Annotated in this window: 12 protein-coding genes; 10 read left to right on the top strand and 2 right to left on the bottom strand. The window is 47.3% G+C overall.

Annotated features, from left to right (window positions below; genetic code table 11):
• Positions 1 to 5: 5 nt before the first annotated feature.
• From AB0L18_RS12860 to AB0L18_RS12830, 7 genes are all read left to right on the top strand, one after another.
• Positions 6 to 1,778: an efflux RND transporter periplasmic adaptor subunit gene (locus tag AB0L18_RS12860; protein ID WP_367392998.1), complete on the top strand. Its 1,773-nt coding sequence runs from the start codon at positions 6 to 8 to the stop codon at positions 1,776 to 1,778.
• Positions 1,779 to 1,938: 160 nt separating this feature from the next.
• Positions 1,939 to 3,372 carry an IS4 family transposase gene (locus AB0L18_RS12855; RefSeq protein ID WP_367389587.1) on the top strand — a complete coding sequence of 478 codons (1,434 nt, stop codon included), beginning with the start codon at positions 1,939 to 1,941 and terminating at the stop codon, positions 3,370 to 3,372.
• A gap of 116 nt (positions 3,373 to 3,488) precedes the next feature.
• On the top strand, positions 3,489 to 3,785 hold the full coding sequence (locus AB0L18_RS12850; RefSeq protein WP_367392997.1) for a heavy metal-binding domain-containing protein: 297 nt from the start codon (positions 3,489 to 3,491) through the stop codon (positions 3,783 to 3,785).
• 73 nt (positions 3,786 to 3,858) lie between these two features.
• Complete coding sequence (locus tag AB0L18_RS12845) at positions 3,859 to 6,045, top strand: choice-of-anchor J domain-containing protein (protein ID WP_367392996.1); 2,187 nt, start codon at positions 3,859 to 3,861, stop codon at positions 6,043 to 6,045.
• A gap of 60 nt (positions 6,046 to 6,105) precedes the next feature.
• Positions 6,106 to 7,359 carry an exo-alpha-sialidase gene (locus AB0L18_RS12840; RefSeq protein ID WP_367392995.1) on the top strand — a complete coding sequence of 418 codons (1,254 nt, stop codon included), beginning with the start codon at positions 6,106 to 6,108 and terminating at the stop codon, positions 7,357 to 7,359.
• Positions 7,360 to 7,364: 5 nt separating this feature from the next.
• Complete coding sequence (locus AB0L18_RS12835; RefSeq protein WP_367392994.1) at positions 7,365 to 8,333, top strand: metal-dependent hydrolase; 969 nt, start codon at positions 7,365 to 7,367, stop codon at positions 8,331 to 8,333.
• Positions 8,334 to 8,857: 524 nt separating this feature from the next.
• On the top strand, positions 8,858 to 10,882 hold the full coding sequence (locus AB0L18_RS12830; protein ID WP_367392993.1) for a copper-translocating P-type ATPase: 2,025 nt from the start codon (positions 8,858 to 8,860) through the stop codon (positions 10,880 to 10,882).
• A gap of 189 nt (positions 10,883 to 11,071) precedes the next feature.
• Here AB0L18_RS12830 and AB0L18_RS12825 read toward each other — a convergent pair whose 3' ends face one another.
• A complete protein-coding gene (locus AB0L18_RS12825; protein WP_367392992.1) occupies positions 11,072 to 12,427 on the bottom strand; it encodes a hypothetical protein in 1,356 nt (451 codons plus the stop codon).
• 261 nt (positions 12,428 to 12,688) lie between these two features.
• On the opposite strand from AB0L18_RS12825, the gene AB0L18_RS12820 reads away from it, so the two are divergent.
• The 3 genes from AB0L18_RS12820 to AB0L18_RS12810 all read left to right on the top strand — a co-directional run bounded on the left by AB0L18_RS12820 (position 12,689) and on the right by AB0L18_RS12810 (position 17,612).
• Positions 12,689 to 14,494 (top strand): MopE-related protein, encoded by a 1,806-nt coding sequence (locus tag AB0L18_RS12820; protein ID WP_367392991.1) that lies wholly within the window; start codon positions 12,689 to 12,691, stop codon positions 14,492 to 14,494.
• Between the two features lie 94 nt (positions 14,495 to 14,588).
• On the top strand, positions 14,589 to 16,538 hold the full coding sequence (locus AB0L18_RS12815; protein WP_367392990.1) for a PKD domain-containing protein: 1,950 nt from the start codon (positions 14,589 to 14,591) through the stop codon (positions 16,536 to 16,538).
• A 138-nt stretch (positions 16,539 to 16,676) separates the two neighbouring features.
• Positions 16,677 to 17,612, top strand: a complete 936-nt coding sequence (locus AB0L18_RS12810) for a transglutaminase domain-containing protein (RefSeq protein WP_367392989.1) — start codon at positions 16,677 to 16,679, stop codon at positions 17,610 to 17,612.
• Between the two features lie 64 nt (positions 17,613 to 17,676).
• On the opposite strand, the gene AB0L18_RS12805 is transcribed toward AB0L18_RS12810, so the two are convergent.
• Complete coding sequence (locus AB0L18_RS12805) at positions 17,677 to 19,425, bottom strand: alpha-glucosidase (RefSeq protein WP_367392988.1); 1,749 nt, start codon at positions 19,423 to 19,425, stop codon at positions 17,677 to 17,679.
• Between the last annotated feature and the right edge of the window lie 8 nt (positions 19,426 to 19,433).

The raw sequence follows: 19,433 nt of genomic DNA, 5'->3' as shown, positions 1-19,433 counted from the left end.
AAGAAATGGATCAACAAAGCAATAAAAAGTGGCTATTTGGTATCGCTGGCATCCTCCTGGGAGCCTTACTGAGTGTAGCCATCATGAGTTTTAGAACAACAGCATCAAGCCCTACTCACGATCATGGAGACACAATACCAGGCAGCACAACAGAAGCCATATGGACCTGCTCCATGCATCCCCAAATTCGACAGAATGAACCCGGCGACTGCCCCATCTGTGGGATGGATCTCATCCAGCTAGACGACAACGCATCCGATGATCCTCTGGTGTTGCAAATGACGGAAGAAGCTATACGTTTATCCGATATTCAGACCACCATCGTGGGAACATCCAACAGCGCAGAAAATACCACCCTGAGGCTTTCAGGAACGGTGCAGTCCGACGAACGCCTGGCTTCTTCCCAAGTGGCTCACGTGCCAGGTCGTATAGAGAAACTGTACGTCACCTTCACTGGAGAACAGGTCAAAAAAGGACAAAAACTGGCAGACCTTTATGTTCCTGAGTTGATCACCGCACAACGTGAACTTCTCGAAGCGCGTAAGCTTGCCGACGTTAGCCCTGGGCTACTGCCTGCGGCACGCAACAAACTCCGCTATTGGAAAATCCCCGAAGCTACCATCACCCGCATTGAGGAAGAAGGTGTCATTCAGGAAACCTTCACCGTATTCGCAGATGAAAGTGGTATTGTCACCAACAAAATGGTCGCCGTAGGAGATTATGTTCGCCAGGGTGAACCCCTCTTTGCACTGGTCAACCTCAGCAAAGTGTGGGTGCTTTTTGAAGCCTACGAAGATGATCTGGCGCACCTGAAAATGGGCGATCGTATCGAATTCACCACACCGGCCATCCCCAACCGAACCTTTAATGCGCGCGTCACCTTCATCGATCCGGTGATCAATCCCCGTACTCGTACAGCATCATTACGCACCGAAGTGGATAACCCGCAAAGACTGCTCAAACCCGAGATGCTGGTGTACGGCAACGTGCAACAAACCACTGGTGCGAACACTGCCTTGATGGTCCCAAAATCTGCTGTCTTGTGGACGGGCCCACGCTCCGTCGTTTACGTCAAAATTCAGGAGGCTACGGTACCTTCTTTCCAATACCGGGAAGTGGAAGTAGGCGAAGCCGTAGGGGATTTCTATCAGGTCACCAGTGGACTGGCAAGAGGTGAGGAAGTCGTCACTTATGGTAGTTTTGCCATTGATGCCGCTGCGCAACTCAACAACCAGGCGAGTATGATGAACAAGGAGGTAGCCCTGAAAAATGAGGCCACAGCAGCAGCCGTACTCCCCGATTATCAAGCCCTCACCCCTGCTGCATTCCAACGACAGCTTACCCATACCGTGAATGCCTACCTTCAGGTCAAGGATGCACTGGTAGCCTCCGATGCAACAGCAGCTGAAGCGGCAGCCCAACTGATGCGGCAATCGCTGAGTAAAGTAGACATGAGCCTGCTCAAAGGAGATGCTCACCTTTATTGGATGGAACAATTGCAAGCCCTACAAGCGCACAGCGAAAAAATCACCACCACCAAAGACCTGGAAACCCAGCGCAAGCAGTTTGATTTCCTTTCGCAGGCCCTCATTCATGCCGTCAAAGTTTTTGGTGCAGCTTCCGACACTTTATATATTCAACATTGCCCCATGGCCTTCGACGACAATGGTGCCGATTGGCTAAGTGCCGAGGATAAGGTATTGAATCCCTATTTTGGGGAGGCGATGCTGCATTGTGGCATCATTGAAGAGACCATTGTCGCATTAGAACCGGAGTGATTAATCGGGACAATTGGGGCGTACCTCCTGCAGGGGCCTTACCTGCCTGCCCGGCGGATGCTAATCTTTATACACATCGCAAGATTACGAATATATTTGTAGAGGCGTACACGATCTGCCTAAGCAATCGCAGTAATATCTACTTAATCACGTGTTAATTATGACAGCTATTAGTGTAGTATTTGATCATAAATTAGGTGATGCTCGCTTAGAAAAACGAGCAAACCGTATATTACATCAGATGATAAAAAGTGGCAGCGGTGTTCCCAATCGACTGAATACACACCATCGAGAACGAATGGGGATGAGTCGATTTTTAAATAACAATCGATTGAGTATGGATGCTCTGGTGAACAGTATTACCCAGTCTTGGTATACGGAGGAGTATGCTGACCGGGATTTATATGTCATACAAGACACGACCGACTATAATGCAATTGGCCATAAGGGGCGTTTAAGTGAGTCGGATGAGGACTTGGGGCCACTTTGGAAAGATGATACGAATCAAGAATTCGGTTTTTTTCTTCATCCCGGCCTTGTGTTGGATGGCGATAGTGGATTTCCATTGGGCTACACACACCTTCATATCTGGAATCGATGTGTAGACCAACCGAATCGACATGAGCGTAATTACAAGAGGCAGCCTATTGAGCAGAAGAGTTCTTATCGCTGGTTGGAGAGTATAGATTATAGTACACAAGTTTTAAAGGGGCATCGGGGAAAAGTTGTTCATGTCATGGATCGGGAAGGGGATATCTACGAACTCTTCGCTAAGCCAATGCCCCCCAATCATCATTTGGTTATTCGCACTAGCAAGCAGCGGGTGATTTATGACGAGTCTGACAGCAAGCATTTATTGTGGCAGTATTTAGAAGAGCAAGCTACCAAGGGACTCGTCATTGAAGTAGCTATCCCAAGACAAAAAAAGCGCAAAGCCCGAAAAGCAAAGATGGCCTTGAGTTATGGTCGGGTAGAGATTGCCCGGCCTAAAGATCGTACCAAAGCGCAAGGGCCAGACCGAATTCCATTATACTTTGTACAACTCAAAGAATTGGAACACAGCGTACCTGATGGCGAGGCTCCTGTTCATTGGACGATCTGGACGGATATGGTCATTGAAAATGAGCATCAAGCATTGAAAATTGTCGATATCTACCAAAATAGATGGAATATTGAGGAGCTTTTTAGCTTGTTAAAAACCAAAGGGCTAGAATGCGAATCCGCTCAGGTTGAATCAGGCATTGCTATGAAACGACTCGTGATCATGGCCATGCAGGCGGCATTGCATTTATTACAATTGCTCAAAGACCGCGACCATGTCTACCAAGAAAAGGCTACATTACTAATCGATACGCAGGATCTGACTTTCGTGGAACTACTTATTCCGATCTATGAGGGTCAAACCCAAAAGCAAAAAAATCCCCACCCTCCTGAGTCCTTGGCTCGATTGGCATGGTTAATCGGCAGAATGGGGGGGTACAGTGGCTACAAAAGCCAGTCGCCACCAGGGCCAAAAACCATGCGCTGGGGATGGCGAAGATTTCAGGAGCAACTCTCCGCTTGGCGAATTGTCAATCAAATTAAGCTTGATTAAATGTGTATAAAGATTAGCCGGCGGATGGCAGGCAGGAATGGAATCAGTTGTTTTTAATCCGTCACTTACGCACGATCAATAAATCATTCTTTTTAACTACTTCAAAATTTGAAAAAATGAAAAATCTGAAATTCTTAATGTTTTTACTGGCCTTCGTCGGCTCAAGCGCCCTATTTACCGCCTGCGGAAACCACAGCCACGATCACGGCGATGGTACCGAGCAGCAAGGCAAAGAGTATACCTCCGCTTACATCTGCCCCATGCATTGCTCAGGATCGGGCAGTGAAGAACCCGGAAAATGCCCCGTGTGCGGCATGGATTACGTCAAGAATGAGAACGCCAAAGAAGGAGAGCATTCTCACGACGATCATGAAGGGCATGACCACGGTGACCACGAAGGACATAATCATTAAAAAACGAGCAGGCCGGGAGTGATTTGCTTCCGGCCTAATGGATCGTTTCCTTTTTTATCCTATAATCAGTAAAATGAATAAATTAATTGCTACCCTTTTATCGTCCCTAATAATGTTGGGAACACTATCGGCCCAGGTTATTTTTGAAGAAAATTTTGAAGGTCTTACCTTTCCTGATGGCTGGACCATTACTACAAATGCCACTGACGGCGGTTGGTTAGTAGGTTCTGCACCAGCATTATCCAGCCAGTCGTTTCCCATTGAGAGCAATGGTTCCAGTCGTATTATTGCAACCAATGATGATGCTTGCAATTGCAACAAAAGTAATGAATACTTGATTATGCCACCGCTTGATCTCAGTGATGTAACCAGCGTAGTGGTAGGTTTTGATGCTTTTTACACCGACCAATCCTACCAGGGCAATCAGGAAGATGCTACCATTGAAGTATCGCTGGATGGAACGACCTGGACCGTACTGGAAGACCTCCATGGCCACGGCAGCTGGGATCGCCACAACGTCGACCTAAGTGCTTATGCAGGGGAAACCAACGTACTCGTAGGCTTTCGCTATGATGATGGCGGTGGTTGGCTCTACGGTTTTGCCATCGACAACGTGACGGTTGAAGTACCGCCTGCGTTGGAGGTTTCACTCGTCGAACTTGATCGCCGTTTATTCGGCGAAGTAGGTCGTCCACTGACGCTGAATGGCACCATTTATAATGCAGGTGTGAACGCAATCAACACCTTAGAGCTGAGTTATTCCATTACTGGAGCTGCTCCGGTTGTCGAAACTTTGGAAGGATTGGACATTCCTGCATTCAGCTACTACACCTTCACCATGGCAACTCCTTGGATACCTGATAGTCCTGGTGTTTTTGAAGTAGAAGTATCCATCGTTTCGGTTAATATGGCCAATGATGAAGACCAGACGAACAATGCCCTGTCTTTTGCTTCAGAAATATTCGACTTGGTTGTTCCTCCTAATAAAATCACCGAATTTGCAGCAGCTCCTGCAATTATCTCAGAAGTAGAAGGTGCCACTAATTTTCTTGACAAGCCTACCGACCTGGATTTCTTTCCAATCTTGGGCAAGGATGAACTGTGGGTCATCAATCAACGTACCGAAAATATAGGTGGTAGTACCTTGACCATGTCCGGAAGTACCTCTGACAACCCGGGCTTCGAGGAAAAAGTAGATGGTAATTCCTGGCATTTTATGTCCTTGCCAACGGGTATAGCTTTTAGCAATGACAACTTCAACTTTGCCAACTCCGCCGGGGTACAAGATGCCAACCACAACGGAGGGACCTTTACGGGGCCAGCACTTTGGTCGAGTGACCCAGAGATCTACGCCCAGCCTTCCGGTGGAAATGGCAGTCACCTGGATATGCTGCACGGTAGCCCTTACACCATGGGCATTGCTCATGAAGTAGATAATGTATTCTGGGTCTATGATGATTGGAACAAAGATATTGTTCGCTATGACTTTGCTGAGGATCATGGCCCTGGCAACGATGACCACTCTGATGGAAAAGTGCATCGCTACAAAGGAATTGGTATTACCGCCGATAGCAATATTCCCAATCATTTGGTCTTGGACAAAGCTACTGGCTGGCTCTATTTTGTAGACAATGGCAATGATCGTGTAATGCGCCTCGATATTAATTCAGGAACAGGCTCGGTCAATCTTCCCGAAATCAATGAACCACTGGCGGAGCACTTGCGAATTACGGGCTTTACCACTGAAACGATTATCGAAAGCGGCCTGGAAGCTCCTTGTGGTATTGAAATTTTCGATGGTATTCTTTACGTAGGCGACTACGCTACGGGCGATATTGTTGCTTATGACATGGCCAATGATTTTGCTGAAATCACCCGTATTGTTACTGGCGAACTAGGACTTACAGGTATCAAAATTGGCCCTGATGGCAACTTATGGTTCGTCAACAGAGTACAAAATACACTGAAAATTGCCACCCCTGGCGATATTTCCAGCACCAGGGAAGCCGGGCTAGAGATCGCCATCAATCTGAGTCCCAACCCTGCCACCGATGTAATGAACGTTTCTATTCCTGAGATGAACAACTACGCCGACGCAATGATTTCGGTAGTAAGCTTGACCGGAAAAGTATTGATCCCGGCAAAGCCTTTGCAACGCACCCAAACCCTCCATTTAGCTAATCTTCCTGCTGGCATTTACCTGCTCCAGATCAGCGGAAATGGTTATCAGGTGTTTGAAAAGATTATCGTACAGCGATAATATTAAAAAAAGAGCGTGTTGGGAGTTTTTTCCTAACACGCTCTAATAATCCGATATGTCATGTTAAGAACCACTATCTACACTTGTACCCTCCTTTTAGTTTGGGCCTGCCAGTCAGAACCAACACAGAAAGCGTCAACCTCTCCAGTCATCCAATCCCTGGCCACACCCTGCCAGGAAGGTGGCGAAGGCCGCTTGTTTACCTCTTCCAACGGAGAAGTATACCTCTCTTGGGTAGAATTTCTCAACGACAGCACCGACGCCCTGCGCTTCGCGCGCCTGGAAGATGGACAGTGGGGTACGCCTCAGGAAATTGCCCAAGGTGCAGATTGGTTCGTCAATTGGGCCGACTTTCCTGCCTTGGTGACCTACCCAGGTAACGACCAAAAAATGGTAGCCCACTGGTTGCAAATGCGCGCCGAAGGAACCTACGATTACGACGTTCACCTCTCACAGTCACAGGATGGCGGACAGACTTGGTCGCCTTCTTTCATCCCGCATCGCGATAGCATCGCGGCTGAACACGGTTTTGTGAGTATGCTCCCCATTTCTGAGCAGCAGGTATTCGTCACCTGGTTGGATGGACGCAATACCAAGGGCGACGAACACGAAGCCCCTTCCGACGATCACGGCCATGGCCACGGCGGTGCCATGACCCTCCGCGCGGCGGTTGTTGACCCCGCTGGGGCGCTTAGTCAAGAAGCCGAATTAGACGCTAGGGTTTGTGATTGTTGCCAGACCAGTGCAGCACTCACCCCCAATGGGCCCATTGTGGCTTATCGCGATCGTTCCGAAGAAGAAATCCGAGACATTTACATCGTACGCCAGGTAGCTGGCCAGTGGCAAGCACCCACCGCAGTTCACCAGGATAACTGGAAAATAGCGGGCTGCCCCGTCAATGGCCCCGTCATCAAAGCCCAAGGAAACAACGTCGCCGTAGCCTGGTTTACGGCTCCCGAAGGTAAAGGGGAAGTAAAAATAGCCTGCTCTACCGATCAGGGGGCCAACTTTAGTGAGCCCATCCGTATAGACCATGGCTTACCACTAGGTCGGGTTGGCTTGGCTTTCACGAAAGACCAAAAATTGATACTCACCTGGGTGGAACAGACCGAAGAAGCGGCAGAAATCCGCCTGGCACGCGTCAGCCTCCAAGGCGAAAAGGAAGAAGAACTGGTGCTCGCTGAAGTGGAAGCTTCGCGGCAGAGCGGCTTTCCGGTGATCACCATGCACGATGACAAAGTCTACTTTGCCTATACCCAGGTGGATAGCCTCACGCGGGTAGTTTCAGGCGTGGTGGAATGGAAAAACAAGTAAGCGCTATGGACTCTTTAACACAAGCAGCCTTAGGCGCTGCGGTTGGCGAAGCAATACTGGGTAAGAAAATTGGTGGTAAAGCGGCCTTGATCGGTGCCGCCATTGGCACTATTCCTGACCTGGACGTTTTGCTGACGCCTTTTTTTTCACCACTGGAAAACATCAGTATTCACCGGGGCTACAGTCACTCGATACTGTTTTGTCTCCTCGGGGCACTGCTGATCGCTTACCTTCTGAGTCACCTCAAGGTAACCAAAGCGGAAGCTTATTGGCGGCTGTGGTTGCTGAGCTTCCTCGGCTTGTTTACCCATGTGCTGCTGGATGCTTTTACGACTTACGGCACGCAGCTTTTTCTGCCGTTTACCGACTGGCGGGTGTCTTTTGACAGTATCAATATTGTGGATCCATTTTATACCGTGCCGCTATTGGCAGGGGTACTCCTTAGTGTTTTTCGCTTTGCGCCGGATGCCAAACGCAGGGCGCTACCTAACCAGCTGGGCTTGCTGGTGAGTACGGCTTATCTGTTGTTTACCTTGGCCAATAAAGCACACATCGAGAACGTATTTGCGGCGGCTTTGGCCGAACAGGATATTAAATTTGAGAAATTGCTCACCGTACCCGTGAAAGTAGGAAATACGACCTGGTACGGTGTGGCCAACGACGGCGAGCAACTCCATATCGGCAAGTATTCGATGCTCTCTGGAAATACTATTGCGTTCGAGTCCTTTCCCATCAATGAACAACTTCTCGAAGGAGTAGACCCCGAACTGGCCGACCGGATGAAATGGTTTGCCCAGGGGTTTTACACCGTTGCTCAGGAGGGTCGCACGATCCGGGTATACAATATGCAATGCGATATGCAAGGAGTAAGGCATTTTGGTGATTACAAAGCACCTACGGCCTTCTATTTCCAGATCGTGCCCGAAATGGGTGGTGGCTATGAGTTGAGTACGGGTATGCACCCGAAAGAGTAGGGTACTGTGCCTAAAATCCACACAAGTTTAGATTGCCGTTGCGTTTAAGTAGTTCTGGGGGCCATGCTGGTATTGTCGTTGCATTGCAAACACCAATACGGCACCGGGCTATCCGCTGCTCCTACGTGCAAGGTATGAAACCCTGCCCTACGGAGTAGCTCGTCCTCCTCCGTCTGGCGCGCTTCAGGCTACGCCTTGCGCAACCGATACGATCATCTCTAATCTATCGGGACACGTTTTGATTGGTACTTTTAATGTTAATAAGGCAACACTTAGAAATGGCAAAACATCAAGCGAACATTTGTAGCGTAGTGACCGATTACAGTAATAACAAGCATTATCCAATAACCTTCTCGTTTACAAGCCAAAGACAGTAGGAACAACTACTTGAAACTTGCCATCAAGATGGCCACCTCCTTTGTGATCATGTACGCTGTGATATTTACCAAAACATCATCCAGCGTTTGGAACAAACCGATTAGAAAGGTCTGACCGCCTCATACTTGATTAAATTAAAACTACCAATGAAAAAGCATCAACACCATAATGATCAGCACCACGAGCACGATCAAAAAGGTCACGAGGATCATGCTCAACACCACAACCATCAGGATCATCACCGCATGATGATTAAAGATTTCAAGCGTCGCTTTTGGGTCTCACTGGTATTGACCTTACCCGTGCTACTACTGGCTCCAATGATCCAAAACCTACTCGGGCTTAGCTGGTCCTTCAACGGAGATCGTTATGTGCTTTTCGCCTTGTCAAGCATCATTTACTTTTATGGTGGTTGGCCCTTCTTGAAAGGCCTGGTAGACGAACTGAAGAAGAAGTCACCGGGGATGATGACCCTGATTGCGGTGGCTATTTCTGCGGCTTACCTGTATAGCTCTGCGGTGGTTTTTGGGCTGGAAGGCAAAACCTTTTTTTGGGAACTGGCGACATTGATTGTGGTGATGTTGGTAGGGCACTGGATTGAAATGCGGTCGATATTAGGAGCGAGCAAAGCCCTGGAAGCACTAGCAGCCTTGATGCCTGACGAAGCCAACTTAGTCCACGGTGACCACATTAAGAAAGTGAAAGTCAGCGAATTGGAACAAGGAAACATTATCCTTATCAAACCCGGCGAAAAAGTACCTGCCGACGGCGTCATCACCGAAGGTGAAAGTGACCTCAACGAAAGTATGCTAACCGGCGAAAGTAAGCCCGTGACGAAAACCAAAGGACAGAAAGTTATCGGTGGCGCTATCAACGGTAGCGGCGCCATCAAAGTGGAAGTAAAAGGCATTGGCGACGACACCTACCTCTCGCAGGTCATCAATATGGTACAGGAAGCCCAAGGGCAAAAATCGAAAACCCAGCGCCTGGCGGATCGGGCAGCCTTTTGGCTAACCATCATTGCACTTACGGCAGGTTTTGGAACCTTCATCGTATGGCTGTTGCTGGGGCGTGAACTCTCCTTTGCTCTGGAGCGAATGGTGACCGTGATGGTGATCTGTTGTCCGCATGCACTAGGTTTGGCTATTCCACTGGTAGCGGCGATCTCTACCAGCGTTTCCGCTAAAAACGGCCTACTCATTCGCAATCGTACCGCCTTTGAAAATGCCCGAAAAATTACGACCATCCTATTTGACAAAACGGGCACCCTCACCAAGGGCTCGCATGAAGTGGTACGCATCGTGAGTTTAAATGAAACCTACGATGAGCAGGCGATTTTGAATTACGCCGCCGCAGCCGAAAGTTCGTCAGAACATCATATTGCCAAAGGCTTGCAACGTAAAGCGGAAGAAGAAAACCTGAAAGTGCCCGAGAGTAAAGATTTCAACTACCAATCTGGTGTCGGCGTGAGTGCTGTGGTAGAAGGAAAAACCGTCAAAGCAGGAGGGTATTTGTTGTTAAAAAAACTAGACATAACGGCTCCAAACGAAACAGCAGAAGATGGTACTGAAACAAAAATCTTTATCATCATTGAGGAACAGCTGGTAGGCTTCATCACCTTCGCCGATCAAATCAGGGAAAGTTCTTCCGAAGCTATTCAAACCCTCCAGAAAAACGGCATCAAATGCTTCCTGCTCACAGGCGACAACGAAAAAGTAGCCGCAGCAGTAGCAAAAGAACTGGGGATGGACGAGTACCTCGCGGAGGTATTACCCGAAGCCAAACAAGACAAAGTAAAAGAGCTCCAAGCCGCCGGAGAATTTGTGGCCATGACTGGAGATGGCATCAATGATGCACCAGCATTGGCACAAGCCGAGGTCGGCATTGCAATTGGAACCGGTACGGATGTCGCCGCCGAAACCGCCGATATTATCTTGGTGAACAGTGACCCCAAAGACATCGTCAACTTACTCCTTTTCGGAAAAGCGACCTACCGAAAGATGATTCAAAACCTGGGTTGGGCCACTGGCTACAACGTGATCGCCATGCCACTAGCCACCGGTTTTATTCCTGGCTTGATGATCAGCCCAGCCTTCGGGGCCGCCTTGATGAGCCTGAGTACGGTGATTTGTGCGGTGAATGCACAATTATTGAGAAGGGAGATGGGGTGAAGGAAGTCGGAAGTTTTAAAGATGTGAGGGTTGAAGGTTGGTTGTTCGATGGTTTATTGTATCGCGAGATTTATCCCGCCCCCCAGCAGTAGAATCAATCGCGGCGGGATAAAAACACCTCTCCCCTCAAAAAACGTACTTGCCCTTCTATTCCCTTACATGGTTCAAAAATCTCCCTGTAATAAGTAGCTACCCCTGACTTTGCTCAGAGATTTTTAGCAGCAGCCAACGCTGGTCAAAAATGTTTTTTGGGGAAGTGGTTATTTTCTCTTCCAGCGCTGCCAAGCGTCGGGTGAGTTCCGTTGAGGGAATAAAGGGTTTTTGCTCTCGGATTTTTGCCAACTGCCGTAGGATTTTTGCAAAACTCAGCAACTCTTGAGTATGCAGCCCCGATTTCTTGGTCCGCAAAAGAAATAAACGGAAGCTATTGAGTGCTGCATCCAGTAGCAGCCACTCTGCTAGTTCGTAATAAATTTTTAGCTGAATAATTTTGGTCTTGGCCTGGTAGTAGACGCTGGTGAAATTCACTTTTTGCATAATCCCCAAAGAGGAATCGTAGTCTTCTTCATGATAGTAGATGTTCATAAAATTAAAGAAATAGGCATTTTTTTGAACATCCTCAGCAAGGTAGCTTTTAAATTTTTCCGCGAAATCTTTTGCCCACGAAAACTCTTTTTCAAGGCAAGCTAGGGAGATAACATTGTTATAAGAGACCTGCTTGAGCTGACCATTTTTCAGAATGTGCTTTCTGTCAATAATGAACTTATAGATATTCAGTGTTTCGTGCTGAAAGTACTTGTCTCCAGTATTGGTTTTACGAATGCAAAAGTTGAGCATACTTCGGTAGGCATTGAACAAATCTCTGTCTTCCCAATTGTGGGTAAATTTGTAGAATACCCTCTTCAATTGCTGGTAAGCTTCCTCTCGTTCCTCACCCCAAATTACTTTTAAGTTGTAATAATACAATTGGATGACGGGGATTTCCAGCAATTGAGGCCATTGATGAGTAAGCTGATCGTGGATGCTCGTCACCACTTGGGTATCAATGGCAGCATTGGTGGTTTGAGCTCTTTGCACAAGGGTGCAGGCATACTCCAGGCTATTTTTGAAAAAAGTTTGTGCTGCCAGATAGATATTCTCCAGGAGTAAATTACTGGGTATGGTCTTTTCCAAATCGTCCAACCAGTGAATTTGTTGCTCGTTCAGCTTTTGCTGTTGCTCGGTTTGCGAATTAGGCATTTTTTTAAATTCCTGGGCAAACCAATCGTGCATACCATACTGAAGCATGTTTTGCAACATAAATTCCTTGGCTTCCGGTCTTTCCTCTAGTTGATGATGAATAAGAAAGCGCCTTAACAATGCCAACAACTTGGTCATCAAGGCATTGATTTTGGCCTCATTGTAGGCTTCCTTACGAAACAACGCACGATGAATATCCCGCTTCGTAGTGGTGGCCCAATTGCAGCATGGAGGCCCGAGTAGATAAGCTGCTAAATCTGCTAAAGGCTGGTAAGTATTGAAGTAAGGAGAACTTACAAACAACAAAAATTGCTGCTGATCCTTAGAATTTAGGCAGTTAAATTGGCGTGCTAGCTTAGTTTTCTGAAGTGATTTCAAAATATTTTATACTATTAATAACACTATTACTTACTATTATACAGCTTTTTACATATTTATAAAATTTTTTAAAGAAAATAAAATTTGAAATTTTGTATTTTTCTGAACGCTTCGAGCCACTGATCTTTGCCAAGGCGATTAGGTAATAAACCTATCGCCTTGAAAATGTTCACTATCGAAGCTATTGTTATGAATAAGATTTTTACGTTTACTTTTTTACTCGGATGCCTGGTCTTTAACGCAAATGCGCAAGACGGAGGGCTTGACTCAACCTTTGCCCAAACAGGGGTACTTTTGCTGGATTTTATCGAAGCTAATGAAACCGCAAACGATGTAGTGGTTCAGAATGATGGCAAAATTGTTGTCCTGGCCTCAGGGTCTTATGGCTCCAACAACCTCAATGTAGAGCTGATCCGCCTGTTGGAGGACGGCACCATTGATTCTACTTTTGCGAATAACGGCTACTTTTTTGTTGACAATCCTGCCGGATCAGACATTCCTTACGACCTAGACCTCCAGGAGGATGGTAGCTTTCTGATTGCTGGTGATTATGCCAATACCATCAACAACCTGAGTATCGCCGTCTACAAAGTAACTGCCGAAGGTGTACTCGATTCTATGTTCGGAACAGATGGTATCGCTACGCTGGCGATAGACACCATGCAGGACTATGCGCGTACATTGGAAGTCGCTGCGGATGGTTCTATTTTCGTAGGAGGTGTGAGCCAGATTCCTGGATTCTCTTTCTATCGGTCAGTGGTTGGCAAATTCACCGCCGCTGGCGTCGTCGACAGTACTTTTGGCACCAATGGTGCTTTTGTATGGAATACAGATTCTATCATTACCGACATTCGCAGTATGGAGATTTTGCCCGACGGGCACCTGCTTGTTTCTGGCCGCGCTAAGCCTGCCGGATCGGATAGGGTTTCTATTTACAAAGTCCTCAACGATGGTAGCGGTCTTGATACAAGCTTTGGTACCGACGGCGGAATATTAGCCCCTTACCAGGGTACTGGCTTCGATTTGGCCATCCACCCTAATGGCAATATACTGGTTACAGGACAAAACGCTACCAACCAGGGCGACAATCTCGTTCTTGCTGCTTTTGACCAAAACGGCTTGCCAGTTGCTGATTTTGGCACGAACGGTGTTTCTTATGTAGATGTAGATATTAATGACAGAGGCTTGTCGATTTTGGTGCAGCCTGACGGTAAAATCATTGCCAGTGGTGAAAGCGGTGGTACCTTCTTCCAGGGTGGTCCGCGCCAGTTTCTTGCTGCTCGCTTTGATGCAATGGGAGTACCTGATTCTACCTGGGGCGAAAATGGTGTCGTAAGAACCTTGACCTCCACCTTATTTGCCTTTGCCAATGGGAGCGTTATACAACCCGATGGCAAGGTGATTTTGGTGGGAGCTTCTGCAACGCCTACCACCCAGAATGACATGACCATTGTTCGCTACAATAATTTTATTGATGCCGACATGGACGGTTTCAGCATCGCTGATGACTGTGACGATTTCAATGCCGCCATTAACCCTGATGCGGAAGAGATTCCGAACAATGACATTGACGAAAACTGTGATAACGAAATCCTCATCATCGACGAAGACATGGATGGTTTCAACTCCGACGAAGATTGTGATGATACCAACCCTCTCATCAATCCTGATGCAGAAGAAATTCCAAACAACGACGTGGATGAAAACTGTGATGACATTATTCTGGTAGGTGTACAGGAAACGGAAATTTCCAGCCAGTTTTTGGTGTACCCTAACCCTGCTGGAGAATTCGTCTACCTCCAATACGAAGCAGAAGGCCAGCAGCCTCATCAGGCCGTATTGACCAACGTGACCGGACAAGTACTACAAATCGTAAATCTGGAATTCAACAACCATATCGCTCGCCTGGATCTTGCAAATTTACCGCAAGGCATTTTGATCTTAACCATTCATACTGAAGCCGGAAAGGCCATCAAGCGGATTGTTAAGCAATAATTCCCCGAAAGAAGGTGAGTAACCTAATATCCTCTGCCGGGTGATCGTAGTAACTACGTGCCTGGCAGAGGTTTTTTTTATTAAAACGAAGAAGATGCGAATTACTGTTTCTTGCTTTTTGCTGCTCCTGCTTGTGGAAGTTTACAATACCCTTTCTGCCCAAAACTTAATTGCTGATCCGGGGTTCGAAATTTGGGACCCAAGCAATAATATTTCGCCTCCGGGAACACTTAACGGACTGACCCACTGGTACGAGGCCAACGGTACACCCGATCATCACCACGTAGATATTGAGTTTGGCTCCAACCTAACTTTACTCAATCCATGCCCACAGGGAGAAGGAGACAGCACTTGCGGAATGCCACACGAAGGCGGCGGGGTGCTTGGGGTTTACAAAGGCAACGGTGCCGATGGTACGAAAGAATGGGCCGGCACCCAACTATTGGAACCCTTGGTCCCCGAAGATTGCTACGAAATTTCTTTCTGGATTAATAATAAAAAAGACAACCCCAACAACCTGTTTGAAACCAACCAATGGGGCGTCTTTTTCTCTGATACGCCAACACCATTTTTCAATGCCAACCTCGCTGATTTCTCATTGATGGCCGATCAGTGGGTTGCAACAGAAATGGTCATTAGCGATACCATCTGGCACCAGGTCCAGTTTACCTATACAGCTCCTGAGGCTTACGAATACCTCTACATCGGTTACATGGGCAATGTGTCTACTTCAACCTTCACCGTAGCCAACGATAATTTTATGCTCGGTTTTTATGTGTGGATTGACGAGGTAGTTGTAGAACGCGTAAATGTAGAAGTACCCGAGGATATGACGATTTGTCCGGGGGAAAGTGTCACGCTGGATTTTGTTTCTAACTATTCGCTCAACTGGACCGACGGCACAACTTCTGACACCACTCGTTCCGTAACGGTCAGTCCTACGGAGAGCGTCACTTACTATGTAGAAGCTATCGGTAATCAGGGATGTACCAAGTTGGATTCGGTACAGATTACCGTGTTAGCCCCCCCTTTATTGGATCATCCCGACGTTCTGTGTACGGTCAGTAGCCCCGTAACTGTGAGCTACAATAATGAAAGCGGCACCTGGTCTGGGCCTGGAATTATCAATAACACAACGGGGCTATTTGACCCTAGTATCACTGGCGCAGGAAGCTTTGAACTGAATTTTTCATCGAACGCAGATTGTGCAAACGACTACACCGTCTTGGTAGAAGTTGCGGAATTGCCCGCCAATGAGCTGGTACTGGATGAGCCGACAGGCTGTGCTCCTCACACCATCACCTTTACTGACTTAGTCGCTCCCCCTTCCGCCGAATACGAGTGGATTTTTGGTGACGGAACAATGGAGACGACGACAACCCCAACGATTAACCATACTTATCAAACCGCGGGAGACTATACCTCTGAGGTGACGATCATTTACGCCGCAAACTGCCGCACGACGGTTGACATCAGTACTCCTATTCAGATTTATGAGCAACCAGAGGCCAGCTTCACCTACGATCCTAGAGGCGTGAATACGTTGAACAACGAGGTAAACTTCAACAATACCAGCACGGGCATCATTTACGAAACCGTTTGGACCTTTGGTGATAGCACCAGCAGTACACTCTTCAATCCGCTGCATGTATTTAACGAAGCAGGCATTTATACTGTAAATCTGCGCGTGGAGGGGCCTGGAAATTGTGTCGACAGTATTAGCCAACAGCTTGTCGTAGAAAATGCGGTACGCATATTTGTCCCCAATGTTTTCTCTCCTAATCAGGATGGCAGCAACGATGTTTTCAATATCGGCTTTGCAGGTGATTTAAGTGATTACCACATGCAGGTTTTCGACCGCTGGGGTGGCTTGGTCTTTCAATCAAACAATCCCGCTCAGGGCTGGAATGGCAAACGCCAAAATGGTGATCCTGCCGAACAGAATGTTTATCTCTATCAGATCGAATACACGCTAGTGCCAGCCGTAGAAACAGCGGCGGCTAGGTCGGAAGTGGTGAGTGGCGATGTTTTGTTATTGCGTTAGAAACTTTGAGAACACAAAATCAAAAGAGAATTATTTATTTTCTTTATTTTAGCGAATCGGGGCTAACAACTTTTTGAGCATATAAAAACAAGATGATGTTAGCTCCGAATCTCTTCTCATCTCTCTAAAAAATCTAGTATGATACGCGCATCTTTACTCCTTGCTATATTTCTCATTTTTGGCAATGGCTTACTCCTGCAAGCACAAGACTTTGCAGCCATCGACCAGCATGCGATGAACTTCAAAGCCAGTGGCGACCTCACCACAACCACCCAACAACTGGTGGCACCTTACCGCACAGAGCTGGAAAAGGCCCGCGCCATTTTCACCTACGTAGCCTCTTCGATGAGTTACGATTGTAAAGAATATCACCGAGAGTTAGAAGACCGAAAAGCCCGTACCCGCCCGGAAATATTGGAACGTGCTTTTGAGAAAAACCTTGGTGTTTGTGCAGGATATGCCATCCTTTTTGAGGAGATGTGTGAGGTTGCAGGCCTAAACGCAGAGGTAGTCGGCGGTACCCCGCGCACGGGCTCCCAACGTTATCATCCAGAACGCCTTCCGGAGACCCACGCCTGGAATGCTATTGAGATTGATGGGGAATGGCACTTATTGGATGTTACCTGGGCATCAGGGTATACCGATCCGGAAGCAACCAAATTTACCCGCTCCTTTGATGATCGCTTTTTCATGGAGGACCCTGAAAGTTTTTTTCTACGTCATTTTCCTGCCGATGACCGCTGGCAACTACTGCCCGAAGTCCGTACAGCCGTTGATTTTGTTAACCAGCCTAGTGTTTTTCGTATTCCGCAAACCTTACAACTTTCCGATTTTTCTCCTACTGAAGGCATGCTCCCTTCAGGGGAAACCGCCTACGAATTCAAGGTTCGCTTTACGGGAGCAGACATCATGTTCCTTACGATGGGCAGCCGTCGCTACGAGATGGAGTTGGATACAGAAGGTTATTATTACTACCGCCTGGAACGCAGTGAAATAAGAGGTCGAACGATTATGATTCGCGCAATGGAAGGCGACCGTATCTGGCCGGTGGTAGAATATCGATTGGGGAGCTAAAACTGGATAAATTCACCTGGGTTTTGACACCATCAAAACCCAGGTGAATCATATCATTAACACACTATTTGACCTTAAAGATGACCGCTTGATAGGGTGATAGTTTCACCTCATCTCCCACGATCTCACAAGCAGGATAATTATTGATCAGAGGAGCCCCAACATTACCCATTTCAGGCAAGTTAATGGTGGCTGCTTCTTTTGTAAAGTTGAGCAAAACAAGCATCTTGTCTTCCCCCCGCGTCCTGGTGTAAGCATAGATTTGAGGGTGCTCTTTTTGCAACAGCTCATAATCGCCGTAAACCAAAACAAGGTTATCATTTCTGAGCTTGGCCATACGACGGAAATGATTGAGTACACTATTAGGATTTTTATCTTGAGCTGCTACATTGATCTCCACATAGTTTTCATTGACCCGTTTCCAAGGGGTTCCCGTGGAGAATCCGGCGTTTTTGGTATCGTCCCACTGCATGGGGGTACGCCCGTTTTCACGGGAACTATAGTTGAGTACTTTCATAAATTCAGCCATATCTTCTCCTGCCGATAAGGCCGTCTTGTATTTACCTATTGCATCAATATCCACATATTCTTCAATGGTTGGCATATCGATATTGGTCATGCCCAATTCATCACCGTAGTAGGTGTAGGGGGTGCCTCTCATACTGAGCAGAAAAGTGTTCAGCATTTGGGTAGAAACGGCCCGAAACTCAGGGCTTGGATCACCAAAACGGTCGACGAGCCTGGCGTTGTCATGATTGGAGAGAAATACAGCGATCCATCCTTTTTCCGCAAAGGCACTGTCCCAACGGCTGAATACTTCTTTGAACTCCGCTAATTCAAAGCGTTCAGGCGTTCTCGACATATCTACCGTCTCAAAGTGGTAGGCTACCTGAAGTTCCTTGCGTTCGGCATCCACCAAGTTGTGGGCATCTTCGAAGCTGCTGCCTGCACCTTCGGCGACGGCGAATACATCGTATTTAGTGATGACCTCCTCGTACATCTCCTTGAGGTACTCATGCAATTGCGGACGCATGCCGTACCATTTTATGAAATCTTTTTCGTGGCCTTCTGGCCAAACGGGAAAGGTAGTGTCTTTGCTGGCAAACTGAAAGGCATCCATCCGGAATCCATCAACTCCTTTCTCCGCCCAAAATTTCATAATGTCATATACTTCTTGCCGAACTTTGGGGTTCTCCCAGTTCAGATCGGGCTGTTCATCCGCAAAATAGTGCAGGTAATAAGCATTGGTCAGGGAGTCATATTCCCAAGCCCCTTCTGGGTCAAAAAGGCTGCGTCGGTAAGGAGGGTCGCCCTTTTCTGCTGGCCACCAATGGTAGTAATCCCGGTAAGGATTATCTCTTGAGCTACGCGATTGCTTAAACCATTCGTGTTGGTTGCTACTGTGATTAACCACTACATCCAGCACGAATTTTATTCCCCGTTCGTGTAGGCCGTCTAACATGGTCTGAAAATCCTCCATGGTCCCATAGCGAGGCAGTATCGCCCGATAATCGCTGACGTCGTAGCCATTATCCACCAGCGGTGATTCAAAAAACGGATTCATCCAAACCATGGTGACACCAAGGCTCTGGATGTAGTCCAGCTTTTCTATCACTCCTTTAAAATCCCCGAAACCGTCGCCGTCCGTGTCTTTAAAACTCTGAGGGTAAACTTGATAAAGAATACCTTCTTTCCACCAGGTACTAGTTTCAATTGCCGCTGGTGTTGCTTCTACTTCTTTTTCCGTTTCCTGCTGCTTGGTACAACCCAGCAGCAGTAGTATCATCAGTAATGGCCAAGTGTGCTTCTTCATTGTTGATT

This window comes from Lewinella sp. LCG006 (assembly GCF_040784935.1).
In the GTDB taxonomy this organism is placed as follows: domain Bacteria; phylum Bacteroidota; class Bacteroidia; order Chitinophagales; family Saprospiraceae; genus Lewinella.
This window is presented reverse-complemented; position numbering and strand designations above follow the sequence as displayed.

Bases quoted from the DNA above. Each gene is read 5' to 3' on its own strand.
- AB0L18_RS12845 (WP_367392996.1), top strand. From the start codon at position 3,859: ATGAATAAATTAATTGCTACCCTTTTATCGTCCCTAATAATGTTGGGA.
- AB0L18_RS12820 (WP_367392991.1), top strand. From the start codon at position 12,689: ATGAATAAGATTTTTACGTTTACTTTTTTACTCGGATGCCTGGTCTTT.
- AB0L18_RS12850 (WP_367392997.1), top strand. From the start codon at position 3,489: ATGAAAAATCTGAAATTCTTAATGTTTTTACTGGCCTTCGTCGGCTCA.
- AB0L18_RS12815 (WP_367392990.1), top strand. From the start codon at position 14,589: ATGCGAATTACTGTTTCTTGCTTTTTGCTGCTCCTGCTTGTGGAAGTT.
- AB0L18_RS12855 (WP_367389587.1), top strand. From the start codon at position 1,939: ATGACAGCTATTAGTGTAGTATTTGATCATAAATTAGGTGATGCTCGC.
- AB0L18_RS12840 (WP_367392995.1), top strand. From the start codon at position 6,106: ATGTTAAGAACCACTATCTACACTTGTACCCTCCTTTTAGTTTGGGCC.
- AB0L18_RS12860 (WP_367392998.1), top strand. From the start codon at position 6: ATGGATCAACAAAGCAATAAAAAGTGGCTATTTGGTATCGCTGGCATC.
- AB0L18_RS12835 (WP_367392994.1), top strand. From the start codon at position 7,365: ATGGACTCTTTAACACAAGCAGCCTTAGGCGCTGCGGTTGGCGAAGCA.
- AB0L18_RS12830 (WP_367392993.1), top strand. From the start codon at position 8,858: ATGAAAAAGCATCAACACCATAATGATCAGCACCACGAGCACGATCAA.
- AB0L18_RS12810 (WP_367392989.1), top strand. From the start codon at position 16,677: ATGATACGCGCATCTTTACTCCTTGCTATATTTCTCATTTTTGGCAAT.
- AB0L18_RS12805 (WP_367392988.1), bottom strand. From the start codon at position 19,425: ATGAAGAAGCACACTTGGCCATTACTGATGATACTACTGCTGCTGGGT.